The organism is Streptomyces durocortorensis (genome assembly GCF_031760065.1).
Classification (GTDB): Bacteria; Actinomycetota; Actinomycetes; order Streptomycetales; family Streptomycetaceae; genus Streptomyces.
On the sequence record NZ_CP134500.1, the window covers coordinates 970442 to 993090 of the forward strand.

The following is a 22649-nucleotide window of genomic DNA, read 5'->3' on the forward strand; positions in this document are numbered from 1 at the left end:
GCCGCGGCGGGCAGTTCCGCCACGGCTCACTGTGGACTACGCCACGTTGCGCGTCCCCCGGGTAGTGCCGTACCACAGTGCGGACCAAAACAGTCCACTTTTCCGGACATTGACGAACGAAGCGTCGAACGGCCGGGCGCGGTACAACAATCGGCCAGCCTACCTTCCGTACCAGGCGGAACGGGTCAGGGGGCGAGGTCCGAACGGCGGCCGGACAGCAGGAACACGACAGACCGTTCGCGTTCGGTCCAGGCGGCGGTGTCCAGGTCGACGGACTGGAGCAGTGAGCATTCGACGGCGTAGCCGTTGCCGGCGAGGGCTCCGCCGAGGGCCTCGGCCTCGTCCCGGGTGGAGGCGTGGGTCACGATGCGTTCCGGGCGGCGGTCCGCGACGGCGGTGGCCACCGGCACTCCCCCGCCGCCGATCCGTACGACGTCCGGTTCGGGCAGCCGCTCCAGGACGTGCGGGGCACGGCCGCGGACCACCTGGACGGGGACGCCGAAGGCGCGGGCGGCGGCTTCGGTACGGGCGCAGGCTGCCGGGTCGGCGTCCACGGCCAGGACCGCCGCACCGAAGCGGGCGGCCTCGACGGCCAGGGCGCCGCTGCCGGAGCCGATGTCCCAGACCAGGTCGCCGGTGCGGGGGCCGAGGCGGGCGAGCTGCGCGGCGCGCAGGCCCGGGAACTCGCCCTCGCCGGACTCCTGCATCCGCTCCGCCCCTGCCTCCCGGTAGGCGGCCGCGGGCAGGGCCCAGCCCCGTATGCCCTGGGGGTAGGCGGGCCGACGGCCCGCGATCCAGGCGCCCGCGGCGGTGGTGTCGGGGCCGCTGCCGATGACGATGACGACGTTGGGGTCGCGCCAGGCGTGGTCGGCGGCCTTGTCGGAGGTGAGGACGGTGACGCGTTCGCGGTCGGTGCCGAGCTCCTCGCAGATCACGAAGGTGCGGTGGACACCGTCGAGGAGGAGGGCCAGTTCGGCGGGGCCCGCGCCCGGTGAGGTGAGGACGGCGACCTTGTGGTGGGCCCGGCAGACGTTGACAGCGCGGCGCAGGGTGCGCGGGTGGGCGACGACGATCTGGGCGTCGTCCCAGGGCATTCCGGCCCGGGCGAACGCGGTGGCCACGGACGAGACGGCGGGGACGACCTCGACTTCGAGGCCGTGTTCGCGGGCGCGCAGGGTGCGGACGACGCCGAAGAAGCCGGGGTCGCCGTCGGCGAGGACCACCGCGCTGCCGCGGTGTCCGGCGATGCGGCGGGCGGCCAGGTCGACGCTGCCGAGGCGGATGCGTTCGGCGTTCGGGGGCACTTCGGGCAGGGCGAGGTGGTGGGCGGCGCCCGCGACGAGCGTGGCGGCCGAGAGCGCGGCCGTGGCCGCTCTGGTCAGTGGCGAGCCGTCCCAGCCGATCACCGTGACCCGGTCGGCCATCGTCGTCTGTCTCCTGGGGTGTCGGAGGGAGCGGGGTGCGCCCTGGAGTGGTGGGCGCGGTGACCCGTTTGAGCTGGGCAGGGGTGAGAGTACTTGGTCCGGAGCCTGGCCTCTCGGGGGCCTCGGGGCCCGGGGCGCTACTTCCAGTCGTTGTACGTGCCGTAGCCGCCGGCGTCGGCGAGCTGCTCGGCGACCCCTTCGAGGTCCTCGGGCAGGAGTCCCCAGACGATCAGGTCGGTGCGGATGTCGGTCCAGCCGCCGTCGGTGCCGTTCTCGGTCCGGGTGCGGGCGATGCGGGCGTTGCGCAGGACGCCCTCGCTGATGCAGCCGAGCTTCTGGGCGACCTGCTGGGCGGCGGTGTTGTCGGCGGGGGTGCGCAGCTCGATGCGTTCGAAGCCCTGGTCGCGGAAGAGCCATTCGGCTATGGCGAGCACGGATTCGGTGGCGTAACCCTCGCCCCGGGCCCAGGGGGCGGTGATGTAGCGGACCTCGGTGGACAGGGTGCGCCAGTCGGTGCTGAGGAGGCGGACGCTGCCGACGAGTCGCTGGGTGAGGAATTCGGTGACCGCGAAGACGATGCCGTGGCCGGTGGTGCGTTCCGCAGGAGCGATCCTGCGGACCCAGCGTTCGGCGTCGACCTGGGTGTACGGGTACGGTCCGTCGGTCCACGCGGTGACCATCTCGTCGTTCATCATCTCGATGTACGCGGGGATGTCGGCCATCTCGAAGGGACGCATCACCAACCTGTCCGTGCTGATGGAGATGGACGGAAAGGTGGTAGTCATGCGCAGCTCCATGCCGAAGACCGGGTAAAAGCACAGCATGCAGCATCGGGGCGGCGTTGTGCATGGGCGGGTCCGCACGACGGAGCCCCGCGCCTCCCGGGCGGGAGGGGCGGGGCTCCGTCGGCAAGTCCGGGGCTGGCGTCAGGACTTGGCGGGGGTGCCGGAGGCCGGGACGATCGAGCCCTGGTAGGTGTCCTCGATGAACTTGCTGACCTCGTCGGAGTTGAGGAGCCTGGCGAGCTTCTCGACGCGCGGGTCCTTCTCGTTGCCTTCCTTCACCGCGAGGAAGTTGGCGTACGGGTTGCCCTCGGCCTTCTCCAGGGCGAGGGAGTCCTCGGCCGGGGAGAGCTTGGCCTCGATGGCGTAGTTGCCGTTGATGACGGCGGCGTCCACGTCGTTCAGGGCGCGGGGCACGGTGGCGGCCTCCAGCTCCTTGAACTCCAGGCCCTTCTTGTCGGTGATGTCGCTCAGCTTGGCGCTGGTGCCGACACCGTCCTTGAGGGTGATCAGGCCGTTCTCGGCGAGCAGCTGGAGGGCGCGGCCGCCGTTGGTGGTGTCGTTGGGGACGGCGATGGTCTGGCCGGACTTGATGTCCTTGAGGTCCTTGACCGTCTTGGAGTAGAGCCCCAGCGGCTCCAGGTGGACGTCGACGACCGGGACGATGGTGGTGCCGTTCTTCTTGTTGAAGTCGTCCAGGTAGGGCTTGTGCTGGAAGAAGTTGGCGTCGACCTGGCCGTTCTGGGTGGCGGTGTTCGGCAGGACGTAGTCCGTGAACTCCTTGACCTCCAGCTTGAGGCCCTCCTTCTCCGCCAGGTTCTTCTTGACGAAGTTCAGGATGTCGGCGTGCGGCGTCGGGGACGCGGCGACCACGAGGGCCTTGGAGGTGTCGGCGCCGGCGCCGGTCCCGCTCTTGGAGGAGGCCGGGTCGGAGTCCGTACCGCAGGCGCTCAGACCGAGGGCGAGGGCGGCGGCGGAAGCGGCGGCTGCGGTGATCTTGATGTTCTTGCGCACGAAAAGTGCCTCTTTCTTACTGGTGGTGGTGCGTCCGGACAAGGAGTTCGGACTTGGTGGGGAAGGGAGGTTCAGGGTTGCCCGGCGGCCCTCAGGAGGCGGTGCGGCCGCGGCGGGCCAGCAGCCGGACGGTGAGGTCGCCGATCAGCTGGATCACGGTGACGATGACGATCAGCAACGCGACGGTGATCAGCATGAACTGGTTGTCGAAGCGCTGGAATCCGTAGGTGACGGCCTTGGAGCCGAGCCCTTCGCCGCCGACCGCACCAGCCATCGCGGAGTAGCCGATGAGCACGATGAGGGTGGTGGTGACGCCCGAGACGAGCGAGGGCAGGGCCTGCGGCAGGAGCACCTTGCGGACGATCGTGGGGATCGAGCCGCCCATCGACTGGACCGCTTCCACGAGCCCGTGGTCGACCTCCCGGATCGCCGTCTCCACGAGCCGGGCGAAGAACGGGATGGCGCCGACGGCCAGCGGGACGATCATCGCCGTGGGGCCGATGAAGGTGCCGACGACCCAGGTGGTGAAGGGGATCAGGGCGATCAGCAGGATGATGAACGGCAGTGAGCGGCCGATGTTCACGATCACACCGATGACCTTGTTCACCACGGTGTTCTGCAGCAGTCCGCCCTTGTCGGTGAGGACCAGCAGGACGCCGAGCGGCAGTCCGCCGACGACGGTGACCAGCGCCGACCACAGCACCATGTAGAGGGTGTCGACGGTGCCCTGGGTGAGCAGCGGCTGCATTTCGGACCAGGTCACTTGACGACCTCCTTGGTGAGCGGGGCGGTCGGCTGTTCCGGCACGACGTTGGCGGTGGCGGCGGGGTTCTTCGGTTCGGTCCCGGTCTCGACGACCTCGGCCTGGAGGCCCTGCTCGCGCAGGAAGCCGATCGGCACGACGTTCTCCTCGAAGCGGCCGGGCAGCTCGATGCGCATCCGCCCGATCTGCTTGCCGCCCACGGTGTCCATCGCCGCACCGAGGATCGAGATGTCGATGTTGTACGTACGGGAGAGCTGGGAGATGACCGGCTGCGAGGCCGAGTCCCCGTGGAAGGTGACGTCGACGACCGTACGGTCGGGGCCGGAGGCGGTGCCGCCGACCGGGAACAGCTCGTGGGCCAGTTCGGAGCCGGGGGTGGCGAGGAGTTCGCCGACGGTCCCGGACTCGACGATCCGGCCGCGTTGCATGAGCGCCGCGGAGTCGCAGATGGTCTTGACGACGTCCATCTCGTGGGTGATGAGCAGGACCGTCAGGCCGAGCTGCCGGTTGAGGTCGCGCAGCAGCTGGAGGATGGAGCGGGTGGTCTCGGGGTCGAGCGCGGAGGTCGCCTCGTCCGAGAGCAGCACCTTGGGGTCGCCCGCCAGGGCGCGGGCTATGCCCACGCGCTGCTTCTGGCCGCCGGAGAGCTGGCCGGGGTAGGCCTTGGCCTTGTCGGCGAGGCCGACCAGGTCGAGGAGGTCCTTGGCCTTGCGGGTGCGCTCCTGGCCGGAGACCCCGAGGATCTCCAGCGGCAGTTCCACGTTGTCCAGCACCGTGCGGGAGTCCAGCAGGTTGAAGTGCTGGAAGACCATGCCGATACGGGTGCGGGCCCGGCGCAGCTCGGCGCCGGCACGTCGGCCGCGGCCGGCCAGGGCGGTGAGGTCCTGGCCCGCCACCGTCACGGTGCCGGAGGTGGGGCGTTCCAGGAGGTTGACGCAGCGGATCAGGGAGGACTTTCCGGCGCCGCTCTGTCCGATGACGCCGTACACCTCGCCTTCGCGGACGTGCAGGTCGACGCCGTCGAGTGCGGTGACCTCACGGTCGCGCGACTGGTAGACCTTCGTGAGGCCCGTAGTGGTGATCACAGGGGTTTCCGTCACTGTCGAGTGCGCGGCGCGGTGTCCGCCGGGCACGGGGCAATCGTCTGAAGAGACTGTTCTGGCTGGTCGGCCGGTTACGTCTCGGCACGGCTGAAGACGGCGGTCGGCCGGGAGGCAGCACATGCGCGGGCAGGCTCGTTCCACAGGGGGCAAACGGCGCAGGCTCGGTCTCGCTTCGGGGCGCGAGGCTCAGGCGGGGGCCCTCAGAAGGCGCGCATTCGACACATACAACGAGCACCGGGCGTGCTGATCGCCTCGGTCGCAAGGGTGCGGCTGCTCGTCGTGGTCATGGGCCAAGTAAAACAGACGTGCGGTCCCCGTGAACCACGTTGTCCGGATAGCGGACAGCGGTGGACTGCCGGAGGTTCCGGTTCCGGCCCTGTCGCCCGTTCCTCGGAACAAGGCTGTGACCTGCGACGATACGAGGCATCCAAGGGTTCGTCCGGCGCGGTGCGGGTGCCCGGGATACGGAACTCCTGCCACCGGTTGTGGCCAAGGCCACGATCTCCGCCGCCGGAGCCCCCCGAACCGCCCGTACGCCTCAGGCCCGGGGCCGAACGCGGGCGGGCATTCCGTCCGTAATACCCTCACTGCATGCTTGACGCCCTGACGGTCGCGGTCGCCGTGACCGCGCTCGCCCTCGCCGCCTGGTGCGGACATGCCGCCTACCGGGACCAGCCGACGAAAGACTGGCATTTCATCGGGATGGCGATCGTCTCCGTCCTGGCGCTGGCCCAGTTGGTGGTGGGCGTCGTGCAGCTGGCGCGCGGGGAGCGGCCGGAGCAGGGGACGACGGTGTTCATCGCCTATCTGATCGGTTCCTTCGCGGCCGTGCCGGCGGCCGGATTCCTGTCGTTGTCGGAGCGGACCCGCTGGGGCTCGGTGACGGTGGCGGCGGGTGCGCTCGTGCTCGCGGTGCTCGAAGTGCGGCTCTACGACATCTGGGGAAACTGACGTGAGCGACACCGACCGTCCCGAGGCGGACCCGGCGACGAAGCCGTCCTTCGAGCTGGGCACCGGTCCGGGCCGGGTCCTGGTCTGGTTCTACGGCGTGTTCACGGTCGCGGCGGCATCCCGCTCGATCGTCGAGATGATCAGGGGCTTCGACCGCGCTCCGCTCGCCTACACGCTGTCGGCCGTCGCGGCCGTGGTGTACGGCTTCATCACCTACTCCCTGGTGCGCGGCGGCGAGAAGGCCCGGCGGGCAGCGCTGGTGTGCTGCGCGGCCGAGCTCCTCGGCGTGCTGGTCGTCGGCGCGTGGACGCTGGCCGAGCCGTCCGCCTTCCCCGACTCGACGGTGTGGTCGGACTTCGGGATGGGCTACCTGTTCATCCCGGTGATCCTGCCGGTCACCGGGATGATCTGGCTGCGCCGCGCGAAGAAGGCGGGACCCGCCCCGAAGGCGTGATCCGCCTCCTCCGGCGGAAGACGGTGTGCCCCGCCCTCAGGCACCGGCGACATAGTGCCGGTCAGGCGCTGGCCACGTACTGACGGTCCGCGGCGTCCTTCTCCAGCAGGATGAGCTGGACGCCGTCCGCCCCGGTGACGGCTCCCACCCGGGCGTACCCGGCCCGTCGGCAGAGCCGCAGATTGGTCTCGCTGCGGTGCCCGCTGTGCAGCCGGAAGCGGATCGCCGCCCGCTCGGCCGACAGTGCCGATTCGGCGGCGAGCAGCAGCCGGGAGCCGAGTCCGTGCCCCTGGAGGCGGGGGTGCACACAGAGCTTGCCGATCAGGCCCGTACCCTCGGCGTCGGTGAAACCGCGTACCGAACCGACGACTTCGTCGCCGAGCCGGGCCACGAACACGAGGTCGTCGGCGACTTCGGCGCGCAGCGCGTCGAGGGTCTGGACGAGCGGGTCGATCCGGTAGTTGTCGTACAGCTCCGCCTCTCGCTGGAAGCAGAGGTACTGAAGTCTGAAGATCTGCTCGACGTCCTGTGCCGTCGCCGCCGAGATGGTCACGCTCATGCCCATGTGTGCACGCCTCCCGCTCACCTGTCCGCCGGTTGCCTACCGCTCCTTTCCCCGCACGGAAGGAGCGACAACCTCCGCAGCCAGCATTCTGCGCAGACATCCAAGGCAACGGGAACGGATCGGTCCCAAACTCCCCTGTGACATACCCAACTCCCCTGCGATTTCCCGGTAGGTCGGGTCGCTGGGGGCGAGCAACGCCTCCAGGAGCCGGGGGCAGTGTCCGGGCAGCCGGGCCACCGCGGCGCGCAGCGCCCGGCGTTCAGCGGCCCCGAGCGCGGCACGTTCCGGGCAGGCGGCCGGTCCGGCGGCGGGCTCCGTTCCGGCGTAGGGGCGTTCCCGCCGGGCGGTGCGGCGCCCCCGGCGGGCCTCCGCGCGTACCGTGTCGCGCACCCAGCGGGCCGGGTCGGCGGGTGGTCCGGCCGCGTCGGGGCGCTCCAGCAGCCGCAGCCAGACGCCCTGTTCGAGGTCGGCGGGGTCGAGCCCGGCGGCGGGAGCCTCGGCCCGCGCCTCCGCGCGCACCAGGGGCTCTAAGGCGCGGACGACGAGGACGGTGGCCGCGGAGTCGGGTTCATGATCGAGAAGCGTCATGTCCCGGCGGACGTACCGGTGACGGCCACCGGTTGCCCCTCGGGCGTCTCACCACCCGACCGGGGCACGGCGGGGCGGACCGCTGACGGCGGGTGGCCCGTCATCCCGGCCGGGCCCCCGTCGCCCCCGCACATCGCCCCCGTACGCCGTCAGCGCCCCTTGAAGTCGGCCGCCGCGAGCAGTGCGGTGTCCGGTTGGTCGGCGAAGATGCCGTCGATGCCGGTGGCGAAGTACGCGGCGCAGGCCCCGAAGACGTCGCCGTAGGCGTTGGGGTCGGTGCCGCGCCGGAAGTCGGCGGGCAGGAAGCCGTTCTCGTTGCGCAGCGTGTACGGGTGCAGCAGCAGTCCCCTGGCGTGCGCGTCCCGTACCAGCGTGGTCGGGGTGGTGAGCCGTCCCGAGGCGTCCTTGGGGATGACCAGATCGAGGGTGGGGCCGATGCCCTGGGCGTACGAGGCGATCCACTTCAGCCCGGCGGGCTTCACCAGGTCGGCCACCGTGCGCGGGTCGCCGGACTCGACGAAGTCCCAGGGGCGCGCCTTCGGGCCGGACAGCAGGACGATCCGCGGGGTGCCGACCAGACGGGCGAGGCGCTGGACCGAGCTGGGCTCGAAGGACTGGAGGATGAGCGGGGAGTTCTTGCGGTGGCGGCCGTGGCGGCGCAGCAGCCGGGCGAGCGGCTCCTCCAGGCCGAGGCCGAGCTTCCGGAAGTAGGTGGGGTGCTTGGTCTCCACGTACAGCCAGACGGGCCTGCCGCGCTTGCGCCCCTCCTTGTCCGCCCAGCGCAGGACCTCGTCGAAGGTGGGAACCGTCCAGCGGCCGTCGTAGAGGGTGTTGTCCGGGCGGTTGCCGGGGATGCGCTCCTTGGCGCGCAGGGTCTTGAGCTCGGCGAGGGTGAAGTCCTCGGTGAACCAGCCGGTGTAGGAGACACCGTCGATCGTCTTGGTGGTCCTGCGGTCCGCGAACCCGGGGTGGTCGGCGACGTCCGTGGTGGCGGTGATGTCGTTCTCGTGCCGGCAGACGAGGTGGCCGTCCTTGGTGGGGACGAGGTCCTGCTCGACGATGTGCGCGCCCATGTCGAGGGCCAGCTGGTAGGAGCCGAGGGTGTGCTCGGGGCGGTAGCCGCTGGCCCCGCGGTGGCCGATGACCGTCGGGACGGGCAGCTCGCGCAGTGATCCATGGCCGCCGCCGCGCCCGTGGCCGCCGCCGTGCCCGGTGGCGTGGGCCGCGCCGGGCAGCCCCAGGGCCGCCGTGCCGAGGACGGCGGCGCCCAGCAGGGTCCGTCGGCCGGGGGTCGTGCGCGCACGCTCCGTCATGAATGCTCCTCGCTCGGTGATGTCCGGGACCGGTCGAACGAGGCCCGATCGTAGGCTGGAAGGCGTACGGGAGGGCGGATCGACGGCCAACATGGCGGAAACACGCGTCAACACCGCGTATCCGCTACGTGAACCCGATGTGCGATCAGCTCATACCCGCGAGTATCGTCCTCACCTGCACCACCATCGCCCGTCGGCTCCGGCCACCGCCCGTTCCACCCCATCCAGTCCACCGCGGCCGGCCCGGCCACCACACCGGAGGAACCCGTTGTCCCGTCTCACGGTCTTCAAGGCAGTGCTCGGACCGATTCTGCGCCTGATGTTCCGCCCACAGGTGGAGGGCGTCGAGAACATCCCCGGGACCGGGCCGGTGATCCTCGCGGGCAACCACCTCACCTTCATCGACTCGATGGTCATGCCGGTCTGCGTCGACCGTCCGGTGTTCTACATCGGCAAGGACGAGTACGTCACGGGCAAGGGCCTCAAGGGCCGGCTGATGGCCTGGTTCTTCACCGGCGCCGGCATGATCCCGGTGGACCGGGACGGCGGCCGGGGCGGTGTCGCGGCGCTGATGACCGGGCGCCGGGTACTGGAGGAGGGCCAGGCCTTCGCGATCTACCCGGAGGGCACCCGCTCCCCCGACGGCCGTCTCTACCGGGGCCGTACGGGCATCGCGCGGCTGACCCTGATGACGGGCGCCCCTGTGGTCCCGTTCGCGATGATCGGGACCGACAAGCTCCAGCCGGGCGGCGCCGGGCTGCCCCGGCCGGGCAAGGTGACGGTGCGTTTCGGCGAGCCGATGGAGTTCTCGCGCTACGAGGGCATGGACCGCGACCGCTATGTGCTGCGGGCGGTGACCGACTCGGTGATGTCCGAGGTGATGCGGTTGTCCGGCCAGGAGTACGTGGACATGTACGCGACGAAGGCCAAGGCCGCCTGAGCGCGTAGAGCCTGGTACGCGGAAGGGTCCGCACCCGGAACGGGGTGCGGACCCTTCTCTGTGAACGGCTACGGCTAAGGGTGCTCGATGCCGTCTTCCAGCTTCTGCCCCCGCAGCAGGAACCAGGAGGCGACGGCCGCCGCGAGCAGCACTGCCGCACCGACGCCCGCGGCGGACCGCAGCCCGTCGACGAACGCCTCCTGCGCCGCGGAGACCAGCGGGCCGGCCTGGGCGGCGGGCAGCGCCGTGGCGGCCTCGACGGCTCCCCCCAGCGATTCGTGGGCGGCCGACTCGGCGTCGGCGGGGGTGCCGACCGGGGTCGGGAAGCCCCGGTAGACGCCGGTGACGATGGAGCCGAGCAGAGCGATGCCGAGGGCCGCGCCGAGTTCGTACGCCGTTTCGGAGACCGCGGAGGCGGAGCCCGCCTGCTCCTTGGGGACGCTGGAGAGGATGACGTCGGCGGTGACGGTGAAGGAGAATCCGGCGCCGACACCGACGACCAGCAGCATGGAGCCCAGCAGCGGATAGCCGGTGTGCTGGTCGAGCAGGGTCACCGTGCCGAGCGCGAGACCGACCGCGCCGAGTCCGCCCGCCACGACCGAGCGCACCGAGAACCGGCGGGCGGCGAATCCGGCCAGCAGACCGGCGGTCACCGCGCCGATGGCCGCGGGCAGTTCGGCGAGCCCCGCCTCCAGCGGCCCCCGGCCCTGCACCAGTTGCAGGAACTGGGAGAGGAAGAAGACCAGACCGGACAGGCCGAGGATGGTCAGCAGGTCCGCGAGGACCGCGCCGGAGAAGCCCCGGTGGTGGAAGAGCCGCATGTCCAGGAGGGGCGCGGGCAGCCTCAGCTGCCTGCGCACGAACCAGGTGAGCGCGACGGCTCCGAGGACGGCTGCCGCACCGGACTCCCAGCTCAGCCCGTGCGAGGCCGTCTCCTTGATGGCGTACACGACGCCGATCATGCCGACCAGGGAGAGGCCGACGCTGAGCATGTCCCACGGGCCGGGGGCCGGGTTCTTGGACTCCGGGATCAGCTTGACGCCGACGACCACGAGCACGGCCATCACGGGCAGGTTGATCAGGAAGACCGAGCCCCACCAGAAGTGCTCCAGCAGGAATCCGCCGACGACCGGGCCCACGGCCGCGCCCGCCGAGGCCATCGCGCCCCAGATACCGATGGCGAGGCTCCGCTCGCGCGGGTCGTGGAACAGGTTGCGGATCAGGGCGAGGGTGGACGGCATCAGGGTGGCGCCCGCGACCCCGAGCAGGGCCCGGGCCACGATCATCATCTCGGGCGTGGTCGCGTACGCGTTGAGCACGGACACCGCGCCGAACGCCACGGCACCGACCAGCAGCAGCTTCTTGCGGCCGATGCGGTCGCCGAGGCTGCCCATCGAGACGAGCAGTCCGGCGATGACGAAGGAGTAGACGTCACCGATCCAGAGCAGCTGGGTGCCGGTGGGTGCGAGGTCCTCGCTGAGGAACGGGGTGGCTAGCCCCAGTACGGTGGCGTCGACGGCCACCAGCAGCACGGCGAGGACGAGCACGGCGAGCGCGATCCACCGCCCCGGGCGGCGTACCTCGTCCGCGGTCTTCGGGTGCTGGTCGATGCTGGTCATTGCTCCACGCTCCGGCGGGCTCCGCCGAGCAGCAGCTCGACGACCATGTACTGGAAGTCCTGTGCGGCGACCCGTCCCACCTGGACGGCCCAGGCGCCGGTGCCGACGAGCCCGTAGAGGGCCTCGGTCAGCCAGGCGGGGGTGAGGTCGATACGGAATTCGCCGCGCTCCTGGCCACGGCGGAAGAAGGCGGAGACACGGGCGTCGGCCCGGTTCCAGCCCTCGTTGACCTCGTCGCCCTCGAAGAGCTGGTTCTCGTTGACGAGGAAGGAGAGGAGTCCGGCGCTGGGCTCGACGGCGGCGATGAGGCGGCGCAGCGCCTCATCGGAGGCGCCTTCGTCGAGCCGGGCGGCGTCGAGGGCTGCCTCGAACTCCTGGATGCCGAGATCCTCCAGCGCCTTCACCAGGGCGTCGCGCCCGGCGAAGTGGCGGTGGAGGGTGGCCCGGCCGATACCGGCTGCCCTGGCGACCTCGTCCATGGTGGCGGTCGATTTGTGGGACAGCAGGGCGGCGGCGCTGCGCAGCACCTGCTCACGGTCGAGAGTCATGAGACGACCATAACCCATGTGAGACATTAATGTCTCACTGAGAGGTCATGAAGGTCCGGGCCATGAAGGGGCCCGGGGTCACGAACGACCCTGAGGAGATACGGGGGGGACGCGGCACGGTCACGCGCGGGGAGGGCGCCGGAACGAGCGGCGGGATCGGACAGGAGGTGAACCCACTCCTTGCCACTCTCAACTTATAGCGCATGGGGGGGCTTGCGGCAAGGCCCCCCAAAGGCCGCAGAATCGTCGGCCGAAGCCCGGATACACCGGTGGCTTCCAGAAATTCGACGTCGACAGGGGCGTAGCAGTGATGATCGACGCAGGCGTAGACGCAGACGCAGACGTAATCGTCGTCGGAGGTGGACCCACCGGGCTGATGCTGGCCTGCGAGCTGCGGCTGGCCGAAGTGCGCACGGTCGTCCTGGAGAAGCTGACCGAGCCGACCCGGGAGTCCCGGGGGCGCGGCCTGCATGTGCGCAGCGTCGAGGTGATGGACCAGCGGGGGCTGCTGGACCGGTTCCTCGCGGTGAGCGAGACGTTCCAGGTCGGCGGGTTCTTCGGCGGCATCCAGAAGCCGTGGCCGGAGCGGCTGGACACCGCGCACCCGTACGGCCTGTCAACCCTCCAGCCGGTCACCGAACGGCTGCTCCGCGAGCGAGCCGTCCAGCTCGGCGCCGAGATCCGGCGCGGCTGCGAAGTGACCGGGCTGATCCAGTCCGCCGCCGACGGGGTCACCGTCGAGCTGGCGGACGGCACGCGGCTGCGCTCCCGGTACCTCGTCGGGTGCGACGGCGGCCGCAGCACCGTGCGCAGGCAGCTCGGCGTCGCCTTCCCCGGCGAACCCGCCACGGCCGAGACGCTGCTCGGCGACATGGAGATGGCCGAGGACCAGGAGACGGTCGCCGCCGTCGTCGAGGAGGTTCGCCGGACGCACCTGCGCTTCGGCACCATCCCCAACGGGGACGGCACCTTCCGCGTCATCGTGCCCGCCGCCGAGGTGGCCGAGGACCGGGCGGCCGCACCGACCCTGGAGGAGTTCCGGCAGCGGCTGCGGGCCGTGGCGGGCACCGACTTCGGCGTCCACTCGCCCCGCTGGCTGTCCCGGTTCGGCGATGCCACCCGGCAGGCCGAGCGCTACCGGGTCGGCCGGGTGCTGCTGGCCGGGGACGCGGCCCACATCCACCCGCCGACCGGTGGGCAGGGGCTCAACCTCGGTGTGCAGGACGCGTTCAACCTCGGCTGGAAGCTGGCGGCCGAGGTCAACGGCTGGGCGCCGGACGGGCTGCTGGACAGCTACCACGCCGAGCGGCACCCGGTGGGCGCGCGGGTGCTGGACAACACCCGGGCGCAGATGAAGCTGCTCGGCACGGACGCCGGTGCGACCGCGCTGCGGGAACTGCTCTCGCGGCTGATGGACTTCGAGGAGGTGAACCGCTACCTGACCGGCATGGTCACCGCGGTCGACGTCCACTACGACCTGGGCGAGGGACACGAACTCCTCGGCCGCCGCATGCGGGACCTGACACTGAAGCGGGGCCGCCTGTACGAGCTGATGCACAGGGGCCGCGGACTGCTGCTCGACCGGACCGGCGAGCTGTCGGCGGCGGGCTGGGAGGACCGGGTCGACCACGTGGTCGACCGCGCGGAGGAGCTGGACGTGCCCGCCGTGCTGCTGCGGCCCGACGGCCATGTGGCCTGGGCCGGGCAGGACCCGGCGGGGCTGCCGGACGCGCTGGCGCGGTGGTTCGGCGCACCCGCGGGCTGAAGCACCGCCGTGCCCGCAGAGCCGGGACAGGCCGGGGAAGGCCGCCTTGTACGTACGAACGTGAGATCGGAACTGACGACGTGAAACCCCTGACCACCACCAGTGCCTTCAACCTCCCCGACCGCCTAGCCGCCAAGGCCGACCCGGCCCTGGTCGCCGACGACGAGCACCACTTCGCCGCCATCGCCCGGTGTCTGGAGGCGACGATCGCCGAGCTGTCCGAGCGCCTCGACGCCGAACGCCGGGCACCGGGCGGCGGCGGGCGTGAGGCGATGGACCGGGACGCGGAGATCCACCGGCTCAGCACCCGGCTGCGCACCCTGCGCCGCTTCGGCGTGGACCTGTGTCTCGGGCACATGGCCGCTGCGGACGGCTCCGCCCCGGTGTACGTCGGACGGCTCGGCCTGACCGACAGCACGGGCCGCCGACTGCTGATCGACTGGCGCTCCCCCGCCGCCGAACCGTTCTTCGGAGCCACCCACGCCAACCCGATGGGGCTGGCGAGCCGCCGCCGGTACCGCTGGACCGGCGGCCGGATCAGCGACTACTGGGACGAGGTGTTCACGGCGGACGCCCTGGCCGGACATGCCGCGCTCGACGACCAGTCCGCCTTCATCGCGGGCCTGGGTGACAACCGCTCGGCCCGGATGCGCGATGTGCTCGGCACCATCCAGGCCGACCAGGACGCCATCATCCGGGCGGGCTCCCGGGGCGCTCTCGTCGTGGACGGCGGCCCGGGCACGGGGAAGACCGTCGTCGCCTTGCACCGCTCCGCGTATCTCCTCCACTCCGATCCGCGCCTCGGTCACCGCCGGGGCGGGGTGCTGTTCATCGGCCCGTCCCGGCCCTATCTGGGGTACGTCGCCGATGTGCTCCCGAGCCTGGGAGAGGAGGGCGTCCAGACCTGCACCCTGCAAGACCTCGTCGCCGAGGGGGCCGGGGCAGGAGTCGAGACCGATCCGGAAGTGGCTCGCCTCAAGGCGTCCGCGGACCTGGTGAAGGCGATCGAGCCCGCCGTCCGGTTCTACGAGGAGCCGCCCGCCAAGGGGCTGCGGGTCGAGACGCACTGGTCCGACATCCGGCTGAGCCCAGCCGACTGGGCCTCGGCGTTCGAGGCGGCCGACCCCGGCACTCCGCACAACGAGGCGCGCGACCGGATCTGGGACGAGCTGCTCACGATCCTCGTGGACAAGCACGACGGCGATGCCCCCGAGGAGCAGCTGCGGGCGTCCCTGCGGCAGAACCGGGAGCTGCTCGCGGCCTTCGACCGGGCCTGGCCCCTGATCGAGGCGGCGGATCTCGTCGGGGACCTGTGGTCGGTGCCCGCGTATCTGCGTAAGTGCGCGCCCTGGCTGAGCCCCGAGGACGTACGGAGGTTGCAGCGGGCGAACCCGCAGGCCTGGACGGTGTCCGACCTGCCGGTCCTGGACGCGGCACGGCAGCGGCTCGGGGACCCGGAGGCTTCGGGGCGCAGGCGTCGGCGGGCGGCGGCCGCCGCCGCGGAGCGCGAGCGGATGGCCCAGGTCATCGACAGTCTGCTCGCCGACGAGACCCTGGCCGAGGCGGACGCGGACGGGGAGGGCGCGCTGATGATGCTGCACGGCCAGGACCTGAGGAACTCCCTGGACGACGCGGAAGGGGCGGGCGGTATCGCGCCCGACCTGCTCGCCGGGCCGTTCGCCCACATCGTCGTGGACGAGGCGCAGGAGCTGACCGACGCCGAGTGGCAGATGCTGCTGGCCCGCTGCCCGTCCCGGAGCTTCACGATCGTCGGGGACCGTGCACAGGCCCGGCACGGGTTCACCGAGCCGTGGCGCGAGCGGCTGGAGCGGGTCGGGCTCGACCGGATCACCCTGGCCTCCCTGAGCATCAACTACCGGACGCCGCGGGAGGTCATGGCCGAGGCCGAGCCGGTGATCCGGGCCGTGCTGCCGGATGCCAACGTGCCGGCGTCCGTCCGCGCCGGCGGCCTCCCCGTCGCCCGCGGTTCCGCCCGGGACCTGGACGCGGTCCTCGGCGCCTGGCTCGCGGAGCACGCCGAAGGGACGGCCTGTGTCATCGGCGCCCCCGCGTTCCGGGGGACGGCCCGCGTGCGGTCGCTGAGCCCGGAGCTGGCGAAGGGGCTCGAATTCGACCTGGTCGTGCTCGTGGACCCGGAGGCGTTCGGCGCGGGAATCGAGGGGGCGGTGGACCGCTATGTCGCGATGACCCGGGCGACGCAGCGGCTGGTGGTCCTCACGAGCCCCTGACGGGGGTCGCGCCTCGGTTCAGTGCCAGGGCAGGGTCGCGCGGTGCCGCCAGTAGGCCTCCGGGTCCTCGACCAGGGCGTCCAGCCGGGCCCGCCGCTCCTCGTCGAGGTCGACGACGGGGGCGTGCAGGTTTCCGGCGAGCTGGGTGACCGTGGCGGCGCCGGAGAGGACGACCCCGGCCCACGGCTGGTGCAGGACGAGCGCGAGGGCCACCGCGTCGCCGCCCACTCCCGCGTCGGCGGCGATCTCCTGGAACACGGCGGGGGCCTCGTCCCCGGCGAGCCGCCCGTTGGCCATGCCCTCCTTGACGATCACGGTGAGCCCGGCGTCGTGGGCCTCGGCGAGAGCGGGGGCGGCCGAGGTCTCCAGGGCGTTGTAGGTGGCCTGGACGGTACGGAAGAGGGGATCGCCGTCGACCGTGACGGCGAGCGCGGCCCGGATGGCGTCCGCCTGGGCGGGGCCGCTGGTGGAGAACCCGACGGCGACCCCCTCGGCGGCGAGTGCGGCCAGGCGTTCGTGGAGCTCCTTGTCGGCGAGGGCCGGGCTGTCGGGGGTGAGCGAGTGGATCTGGTAGAGGTCGAGCCGGTCACCGAGGAGTTCGCGGGTCTCGGCGCGCTGCCGCTCGAAGGTGGCGAGGCTGTGGTCCTTCACCTCGTGGACCTCGGCCTCGATGCTCCAGTCGGCGGTGTAGGTGTACCCCCACTTGGAGCCGACGACGAGGTCGGTGAAGGAGGGCCGGGCGTCCAGCCACTCACCGAGGAACTCCTCGGCGCGGCCGTAGGAGCGGGCAGTGTCGACGTACCGGACGCCCTGTGCGTACGCCGCGTCCAGCAGCTCGTGCGTACGGGCGCGCAGGGCCTCCGCGTCCCGGCCTTCCGGCAGGTCCCGGTTGCGGTGGAGGTTGATGTATCCGGGCCTCCCGACGGCTGCGAGGCCCAGTCCGATGTGGGCGGTCGGGGTCGTCGCGGTGGCCAGGGCGGTGAAGGGCATCGCGGGCTCCTCGGGGTCGGTTGCGGATACTCCTACCCCGGTCAACGTAGCCCGCGACGCCTTTCGTACACCTGTGACGGCACCGTGCGTACGGCTGTGGCGTCCTACGAGCGGGCGGCCGCCCAGTCGGCCTGGACCTCCAGGTCCCGCTTCACCTCGGCCAGCTGTACCGCGACGGCGGAGGGCGCGGTGCCGCCCCTGCCGCTGCGGGAGGCGAGGGCGCCGCGCACGTTGAGGACGGTGCGGACCTCGGGGGTGAGGTGCTGGGAGATCGTGGCGAACTGCTCGTCGGTGAGCTGGTCGAGCTCGATGCCGTGCTGCTCGCACTCCTTCACGCAGGCGCCCGCCACCTCGTGCGCCACCCGGAAGGGGACGCCCTGCTTGACCAGCCACTCCGCGATGTCGGTCGCGAGCGAGAAGCCCGCCGGGGCCAGCTCCTCCATGCGCGCGCGGTTGACGGTGAGGGTGGCCATCATGCCGGTGAAGGCGGGCAGCAGGACCTCCAGCTGGTCGCAGGAGTCGAAGACGGGCTCCTTGTCCTCCTGGAGGTCCCGGTTGTACGCGAGCGGGAGCGCCTTGAGCGTGGCGAGCAGGCCGGTCAGATTGCCGATGAGGCGACCGGACTTGCCCCGGGCCAGCTCGGCGATGTCGGGGTTCTTCTTCTGCGGCATGATCGATGAGCCGGTGGAGAAGGCGTCGTGCAGGGTGACGAAGGAGAACTCCTTCGTGTTCCAGATGATGACCTCCTCCGCGATCCGGGAGAGGTTCACGCCGATCATCGCGGTGATGAAAGCGAACTCCGCGACGAAGTCCCGCGAGGCGGTGCCGTCGATGGAGTTGGCGACCGAGCCGTGCTCGAAGCCCAGGTCGGCGGCGACCGCCTCGGGGTCGAGCCCGAGCGAGGACCCGGCGAGTGCCCCGGAGCCGTACGGGGAGACGGCCGTGCGCTCGTCCCACTGGCGCAGCCGCTCCGCGTCCCGGGACAGGGACTGCACATGGGCCAGCACATGGTGGGCGAAGAGCACGGGCTGGGCGTGCTGGAGGTGGGTGCGGCCCGGCATCGCCACGTCCGGGTGGGCCTCGGCGAGGCCGACCAGCGCGCCCTGAAGCTCGGCGAGCAGGCCGCCGATGATCCGGGCGTGGTCGCGCAGGTACATCCGGAAGAGGGTGGCGATCTGGTCGTTGCGCGACCGTCCGGCCCGCAGCTTGCCGCCGAGGTCGGGGCCGAGGCGCTCCAGCAGTCCGCGTTCCAGGGCGGTGTGGACGTCCTCGTCGGCGATGGTTCCGGTGAACGAGCCGTCCGTGACGTCGGCTTCGAGCCGGTCGAGCCCGGCGAGCATCCGGGTCAGCTCGTCCTCGGTGAGGAGGCCCGCCTTGTTGAGGACGCGCGCGTGGGCGCGGGAGCCTGCGATGTCGTACGGCGCGAGCCGCCAGTCGAAGTGGACGGAGGCCGACAGCCTGGCCAGGGCCTCGGCCGGTCCGTCGGCGAACCGGGCGCCCCAGAGCCGGACGTCACCGTTGTTGCTGCTCACTGCGTGCTCCTCATGGGCAAGGGTGCGAATATGCGGCCGCCTCCCCGCCGCGCACGGGCAGGGAGGCGGCTGTACGGCGAAGAGGTCAGGCGAGGTCGCGCTTGGCCGCGATCTTCGAGGAGAGGCCGAAGATCTCGATGAAGCCCTGCGCCTTGGACTGGTCGAAGGTGTCGCCCGAGTCATAGGTGGCGAGGTTGAAGTCGTACAGCGACTCCTCGGACTTCCGGCCGGTGACGACGGCCCGGCCCGCGTGCAGGGTCATCCGGATGTCGCCGGTGACGTGCTGGTTGGCCTCGTCGATGAAGCCGTCCAGCGCGCGCTTGAGCGGGGAGAACCACAGGCCGTCGTAGACCAGCTCGCCCCAGCGCTGCTCGACCTGCCGCTTGTAGCGGGCCAGCTCGCGTTCGACGGTGACGTTCTCCAGCTCCTGGTGGGCGGTGATCAGCGCGATCGCGCCGGGGGCCTCGTACACCTCACGGGACTTGATGCCCACGAGCCGGTCCTCGACCATGTCGATCCGGCCGATGCCCTGGGCCCCGGCCCGCTCGTTGAGCTGCTGGATCGCCTGGAGGACGGTGACGGGACGGCCGTCGACGGCGACGGGCACGCCCTCCTTGAAGGAGATGACGACCTCGTCGGCCTCGCGCGGGGTGGCGGGGTCGGCGGTGTACTCGTAGATGTCCTCGATCGGGGCGTTCCAGATGTCCTCCAGGAAGCCCGTCTCGACGGCGCGTCCGAAGACGTTCTGGTCGATGGAGTACGGGGACTTCTTGGTGGTCGCGATCGGGAGGTTCTTCTCCTCGCAGAAGGCGATCGCCTTATCCCGGGTCATCGCGTAGTCGCGGACCGGGGCGATGCACGTCAGGTCGGGGCCGAGCGCGGAGATGCCGGCCTCGAAGCGGACCTGGTCGTTCCCCTTGCCGGTGCAGCCGTGGGCGACGATCTGGGCGTCGTGCTTCTTGGCGGCGGCGACGAGGTGCTTGACGATCGTCGGCCGGGAGAGGGCCGAGACCAGCGGATAGCGGTCCATGTAGAGGGCGTTGGCCTTGATCGCCGGGAGGCAGAACTCCTCGGCGAACTCGTCCTTGGCATCCGCGACCTCGGCCTCGACCGCACCGCAGGCGAGCGCGCGCTTGCGGATGACGTCCAGGTCCTCGCCGCCCTGTCCGACGTCCACGGCGACGGCGATGACCTCGGCGCCCGTCTCCTCGGCGATCCAGCCGATGGCGACGGAGGTGTCCAGGCCGCCCGAGTAGGCGAGTACGACGCGCTCGGTCACGGGTTTCTCCTTACGGTGCATTCACTGGTAGGCATAACTATGCAGACCTCCGTATGACTTGTCAAAGCTCCAGGTCAGGGCGGTGGAAATGGCGGCGCTCCTGGGCCGGTCGGCATCTAGCATCGGCAGCTGACGATGGGAGGCCCACGTGAACGGCAGCGAGGAGAAGGCCCGGGAGGCCGTGGTGCGGGTGTCCGGGGGCGCAGCTCCGGACGAAGCGCTGGAGTGCGCCTCGGCCGAGGCGTGGGTGGCCTTCGACACCGCCGTACGGGCGGCCCTCGCCCACCGCGCCCGTACACCGCCGCCACCGCCCCTTCCGCCCGCACTGGCCCTGTGCCACCCGGACGGGCGGATCCGGGAAGCGGCGCTGGAGGGGTTCGGCGGCGGCCCGGAGCTGCGCCCGCTCCTGGTGGTGCGGTGCGCCGACTGGGTGGAGCCGGTACGGGAACGGGCGCGGACGCTGCTAGGCGGGCTGCCCGGGGGCGAGCTGCTTCCGCTCGCGGAGCTGATCCTGCTGCTGTCCCGGCGCGCCCAGGGCGGATACGCCCGCGCGCTGCTGGAGCGCGCGCTTCGAGAGGGCCCGGCGGCGGATGTCGTGGCGCTGATGTCGCACCGGGACCGGACGACGTACCGGCTGGCGTACCGGATCGCGGTGGAGCGCGGGCTGCTGACTGCGGTGGAGCTGGCCGCCACGGCCGCGACCTGCGGTGACGTCACGCTCCAGGACCTCTGCGCGGAGGCCGCCGTCGCCACCTTGGCCGGGTCCGCGGACGCGAGCGGGGCGGAGTCCGGGGCCGCCGCGCTGGACCGGCTGCTGACGGCCCGCGCCGCCCGGGTGCGCGCTGCCGGAGTGACCGCGTTGCGGCGGGCGGGGCGGCCCGGCGAGGCGCGGCCGTTCCTGGCAGACCGCTCCTCCGTCGTGCGGGCCTGCGCGCGATACGTCCTGCGGCAGGGCGGCATCGACCCGCTCCCCCTGTACCGGGCCCTGTGCGCCGAGCCCGCCGCGCATCCGGGAGCGGCGGCGGGCCTGGGCGAGTGCGGGAACCGCGCGGCGGACGCCGGGACGCTGTGGGATCTGGTGGAGCACCCGCTGCCCGCCGTGCGCCTGCACGCGATCACCGGGCTGCGCGCGCTGGACGAAGTGGTCCGGGAGCGGCTGACGCCGTCGCTGGACGACCCGAGCCCGGCCGTGGTGCGGGCGGCGACCCGGGCCCTGCTGCCGGAGGCCGCCGGGATTCCGGAGGCCCTGCTGCGCGAACGCACTGCGCCCGAGCGGCCGCGCGCGGTGCGGGTGGCGGCGCAGCGGCTGCTGCGGGCGGCGGGGCGGCACCACAAGATCGGGCGGAGTTGATAATCAGCCCATGGGACAAACATACGGGCGTATTGACGGACTGTAGCGGTTGCCCATCCCGCTGCCGCTCCTGACGACGGGGCATCCCTGCCGGAGTGAGCCGCTGGGCCGTACGGAGCAGGTCCGGTGGGCCGTCGCCCCCGGCCGCCGTACGGTCCGGAGCATGCGCCGACCGCTGCTGACCTTCGCCGTGCTCCTCAACCTGGCCACCGGCTCCCTCGGGGCCGCCCCCGCCGGCACGCCGCCTCCCCTGCCGTACCGGATGGCGGACACGGGGGGCGGCTCCCAGCTCATCACCGCCGAGGCCCCGGACACGGGGTCCACGACGGGCACGGTGACCTGGTGGGAGCGGCGCGGCGGCAGATGGACGAAGGCCGGTTCCGCGCCCGCGCGGTTCGGGGCGAACGGGCTGGCCGAGGGGGCGGCCCGTGAGCAGGGCACCAGCACCACGCCGACCGGCCTGTACGACCTGCCGTACGCCTTCGGCGTCGAGGAGGCCCCGGCGGGCACGACGTACCCGTACCGGAAGGTGACCGAGGACTCCTGGTGGTGCCAGGACAACGCCTCGCGCGCGTACAACCGGTGGGTGGAGCCGCGCCCCGCCGACTGCCGGGCGGACGAGGCCGAGCACCTGGTCACCTACGGCACGCAGTACGCCCGGGCGCTGGTCATCGGCTTCAACTACGACGAGCCCGTACGCGGCCGGGGCGCCGGAATCTTCCTGCATGTGAACGGGCGCGGGGCGACGGCCGGATGCGTCTCGGTCCCCGCGGAGGCCATGGCCAGGATCCTGGCCTGGGCCGAGCCGGAGCGGCGCCCGCACATCGCGGTCGGGACCTCATCGGGCCCGACCGCGATCACGCGCTACTGAACGGGGCCGCTCAGCGGTCGTTCTGAGCGAGCCTCAGCAGATGGTCGGCGAGCGCCTGGCCGCCGTTCGGGTCGCGGCTGATGAGCATCAGCGTGTCGTCGCCCGCGATGGTGCCGAGGATGTCGTGCAGCTCGGCCTGGTCGATCGCCGAGGCGAGGAACTGGGCCGCGCCCGGCGGCGTACGGAGCACCACGAGATTGGCCGACGCCTCCGCCGAGATGAGCAGTTCGGCCGAGAGCCTGCGCATCCGCTCCTCCTTGGCCGAGCCGCCCAACGGGGCCTGCGGGGTGCGGAATCCGCCCTCGCTGGGCACCGCGTAGATCAGCTCGCCGCCGGTGTTGCGGATCTTCACCGCGCCCAGCTCGTCGAGGTCGCGGGAGAGCGTCGCCTGAGTGACGCTCAGCCCGTCGTCGGCGAGCAGCTTGGCCAGCTGGCTCTGCGAGCGGACCGGCTGCCGGTTCAGGATGTCCACGATCCGGCGGTGGCGGGCGGTGCGGGTCTGCGGCACGGACGGTCCGCCGTGCTCGGTTTCCTGCGCCTCGGTCATC

At 71.8% G+C, this 22649-nt stretch carries 21 protein-coding genes; 7 read left to right on the plus strand and 14 right to left on the minus strand.

Features of this window, described 5'->3' with window-relative positions; all coding sequences use genetic code 11:
- Positions 1-185: 185 nt before the first annotated feature.
- The 5 genes from cbiE to RI138_RS04170 form a co-directional block, all read right to left on the minus strand.
- Entirely contained in the window at positions 186-1424 is a 1239-nt protein-coding gene (gene cbiE, locus RI138_RS04150; RefSeq protein ID WP_311118798.1) for a precorrin-6y C5,15-methyltransferase (decarboxylating) subunit CbiE, read from the minus strand.
- Positions 1425-1561: 137 nt separating this feature from the next.
- Positions 1562-2248, minus strand: a complete 687-nt coding sequence (locus tag RI138_RS04155) for a GNAT family N-acetyltransferase (RefSeq protein ID WP_311118799.1) — start codon at positions 2246-2248, stop codon at positions 1562-1564.
- A 102-nt stretch (positions 2249-2350) separates the two neighbouring features.
- Entirely contained in the window at positions 2351-3220 is an 870-nt protein-coding gene (locus RI138_RS04160) for a MetQ/NlpA family ABC transporter substrate-binding protein (protein WP_311118800.1), read from the minus strand.
- Positions 3221-3311: 91 nt separating this feature from the next.
- Positions 3312-3983: a methionine ABC transporter permease gene (locus RI138_RS04165; protein WP_311118801.1), complete on the minus strand. Its 672-nt coding sequence runs from the start codon at positions 3981-3983 to the stop codon at positions 3312-3314.
- Entirely contained in the window at positions 3980-5068 is a 1089-nt protein-coding gene (locus RI138_RS04170; RefSeq protein ID WP_311118802.1) for a methionine ABC transporter ATP-binding protein, read from the minus strand. Before RI138_RS04170 ends, RI138_RS04165 begins: the two co-directional genes overlap by 4 nt.
- Before the next feature lie 609 nt (positions 5069-5677).
- Here RI138_RS04170 and RI138_RS04175 point away from each other — a divergent pair.
- Together RI138_RS04175 and RI138_RS04180 are read left to right on the plus strand one after the other, a co-directional pair.
- The gene (locus tag RI138_RS04175) at positions 5678-6037 is read left to right on the plus strand and encodes a hypothetical protein (protein ID WP_096632522.1); all 360 of its coding nucleotides are present in this window, start codon (positions 5678-5680) and stop codon (positions 6035-6037) included.
- A 1-nt stretch (position 6038) separates the two neighbouring features.
- Complete coding sequence (locus RI138_RS04180; protein WP_311118803.1) at positions 6039-6491, plus strand: hypothetical protein; 453 nt, start codon at positions 6039-6041, stop codon at positions 6489-6491.
- Positions 6492-6552: 61 nt separating this feature from the next.
- Here RI138_RS04180 and RI138_RS04185 read toward each other — a convergent pair whose 3' ends face one another.
- The 3 genes from RI138_RS04185 to RI138_RS04195 form a co-directional block, all read right to left on the minus strand.
- On the minus strand, positions 6553-7056 hold the full coding sequence (locus RI138_RS04185; protein ID WP_096632526.1) for a GNAT family N-acetyltransferase: 504 nt from the start codon (positions 7054-7056) through the stop codon (positions 6553-6555).
- Between the two features lie 36 nt (positions 7057-7092).
- Positions 7093-7644 (minus strand): sigma-70 family RNA polymerase sigma factor, encoded by a 552-nt coding sequence (locus tag RI138_RS04190; RefSeq protein ID WP_311118804.1) that lies wholly within the window; start codon positions 7642-7644, stop codon positions 7093-7095.
- 149 nt (positions 7645-7793) lie between these two features.
- Positions 7794-8957: a glycerophosphodiester phosphodiesterase gene (locus RI138_RS04195; RefSeq protein WP_311118805.1), complete on the minus strand. Its 1164-nt coding sequence runs from the start codon at positions 8955-8957 to the stop codon at positions 7794-7796.
- 268 nt (positions 8958-9225) lie between these two features.
- Here RI138_RS04195 and RI138_RS04200 point away from each other — a divergent pair, with 268 nt between their 5' ends.
- A complete protein-coding gene (locus tag RI138_RS04200; protein WP_096629624.1) occupies positions 9226-9897 on the plus strand; it encodes a lysophospholipid acyltransferase family protein in 672 nt (223 codons plus the stop codon).
- A gap of 74 nt (positions 9898-9971) precedes the next feature.
- On the opposite strand, the gene RI138_RS04205 is transcribed toward RI138_RS04200, so the two are convergent.
- Complete coding sequence (locus RI138_RS04205; RefSeq protein WP_311118806.1) at positions 9972-11516, minus strand: MFS transporter; 1545 nt, start codon at positions 11514-11516, stop codon at positions 9972-9974.
- Entirely contained in the window at positions 11513-12064 is a 552-nt protein-coding gene (locus RI138_RS04210) for a TetR/AcrR family transcriptional regulator (protein WP_096629627.1), read from the minus strand. The genes RI138_RS04205 and RI138_RS04210 overlap by 4 nt, the downstream gene beginning before the upstream one ends.
- A 310-nt stretch (positions 12065-12374) precedes the next feature.
- Between RI138_RS04210 and rox the strand changes: the two genes are divergently transcribed.
- Both rox and helR read left to right on the plus strand, forming a co-directional pair.
- Positions 12375-13829, plus strand: coding sequence for a rifampin monooxygenase (gene rox / locus RI138_RS04215; protein WP_311118807.1), 1455 nt, complete (start codon positions 12375-12377; stop codon positions 13827-13829).
- An 80-nt stretch (positions 13830-13909) separates the two neighbouring features.
- Entirely contained in the window at positions 13910-16078 is a 2169-nt protein-coding gene (gene helR, locus RI138_RS04220) for an RNA polymerase recycling motor ATPase HelR (RefSeq protein ID WP_311118808.1), read from the plus strand.
- Between the two features lie 18 nt (positions 16079-16096).
- Here helR and RI138_RS04225 read toward each other — a convergent pair whose 3' ends face one another.
- From RI138_RS04225 to RI138_RS04235, 3 genes are all read right to left on the minus strand, one after another.
- Positions 16097-17068: an aldo/keto reductase gene (locus RI138_RS04225; protein ID WP_311118809.1), complete on the minus strand. Its 972-nt coding sequence runs from the start codon at positions 17066-17068 to the stop codon at positions 16097-16099.
- A 104-nt stretch (positions 17069-17172) separates the two neighbouring features.
- The gene (argH, locus tag RI138_RS04230; RefSeq protein WP_311118810.1) at positions 17173-18600 is read right to left on the minus strand and encodes an argininosuccinate lyase; all 1428 of its coding nucleotides are present in this window, start codon (positions 18598-18600) and stop codon (positions 17173-17175) included.
- 85 nt (positions 18601-18685) lie between these two features.
- The gene (locus tag RI138_RS04235; RefSeq protein ID WP_311118811.1) at positions 18686-19879 is read right to left on the minus strand and encodes an argininosuccinate synthase; all 1194 of its coding nucleotides are present in this window, start codon (positions 19877-19879) and stop codon (positions 18686-18688) included.
- Between the two features lie 148 nt (positions 19880-20027).
- Between RI138_RS04235 and RI138_RS04240 the strand changes: the two genes are divergently transcribed.
- Together RI138_RS04240 and RI138_RS04245 are read left to right on the plus strand one after the other, a co-directional pair.
- Positions 20028-21230: a hypothetical protein gene (locus RI138_RS04240; RefSeq protein WP_311118812.1), complete on the plus strand. Its 1203-nt coding sequence runs from the start codon at positions 20028-20030 to the stop codon at positions 21228-21230.
- Between the two features lie 163 nt (positions 21231-21393).
- Positions 21394-22101, plus strand: a complete 708-nt coding sequence (locus tag RI138_RS04245; protein ID WP_311118813.1) for a L,D-transpeptidase family protein — start codon at positions 21394-21396, stop codon at positions 22099-22101.
- Positions 22102-22111: 10 nt separating this feature from the next.
- Here the strand turns inward: RI138_RS04245 and RI138_RS04250 are convergent, their stop codons facing one another.
- Positions 22112-22648 (minus strand): arginine repressor, encoded by a 537-nt coding sequence (locus RI138_RS04250; protein WP_019764598.1) that lies wholly within the window; start codon positions 22646-22648, stop codon positions 22112-22114.
- Position 22649: the final 1 nt, after the last annotated feature.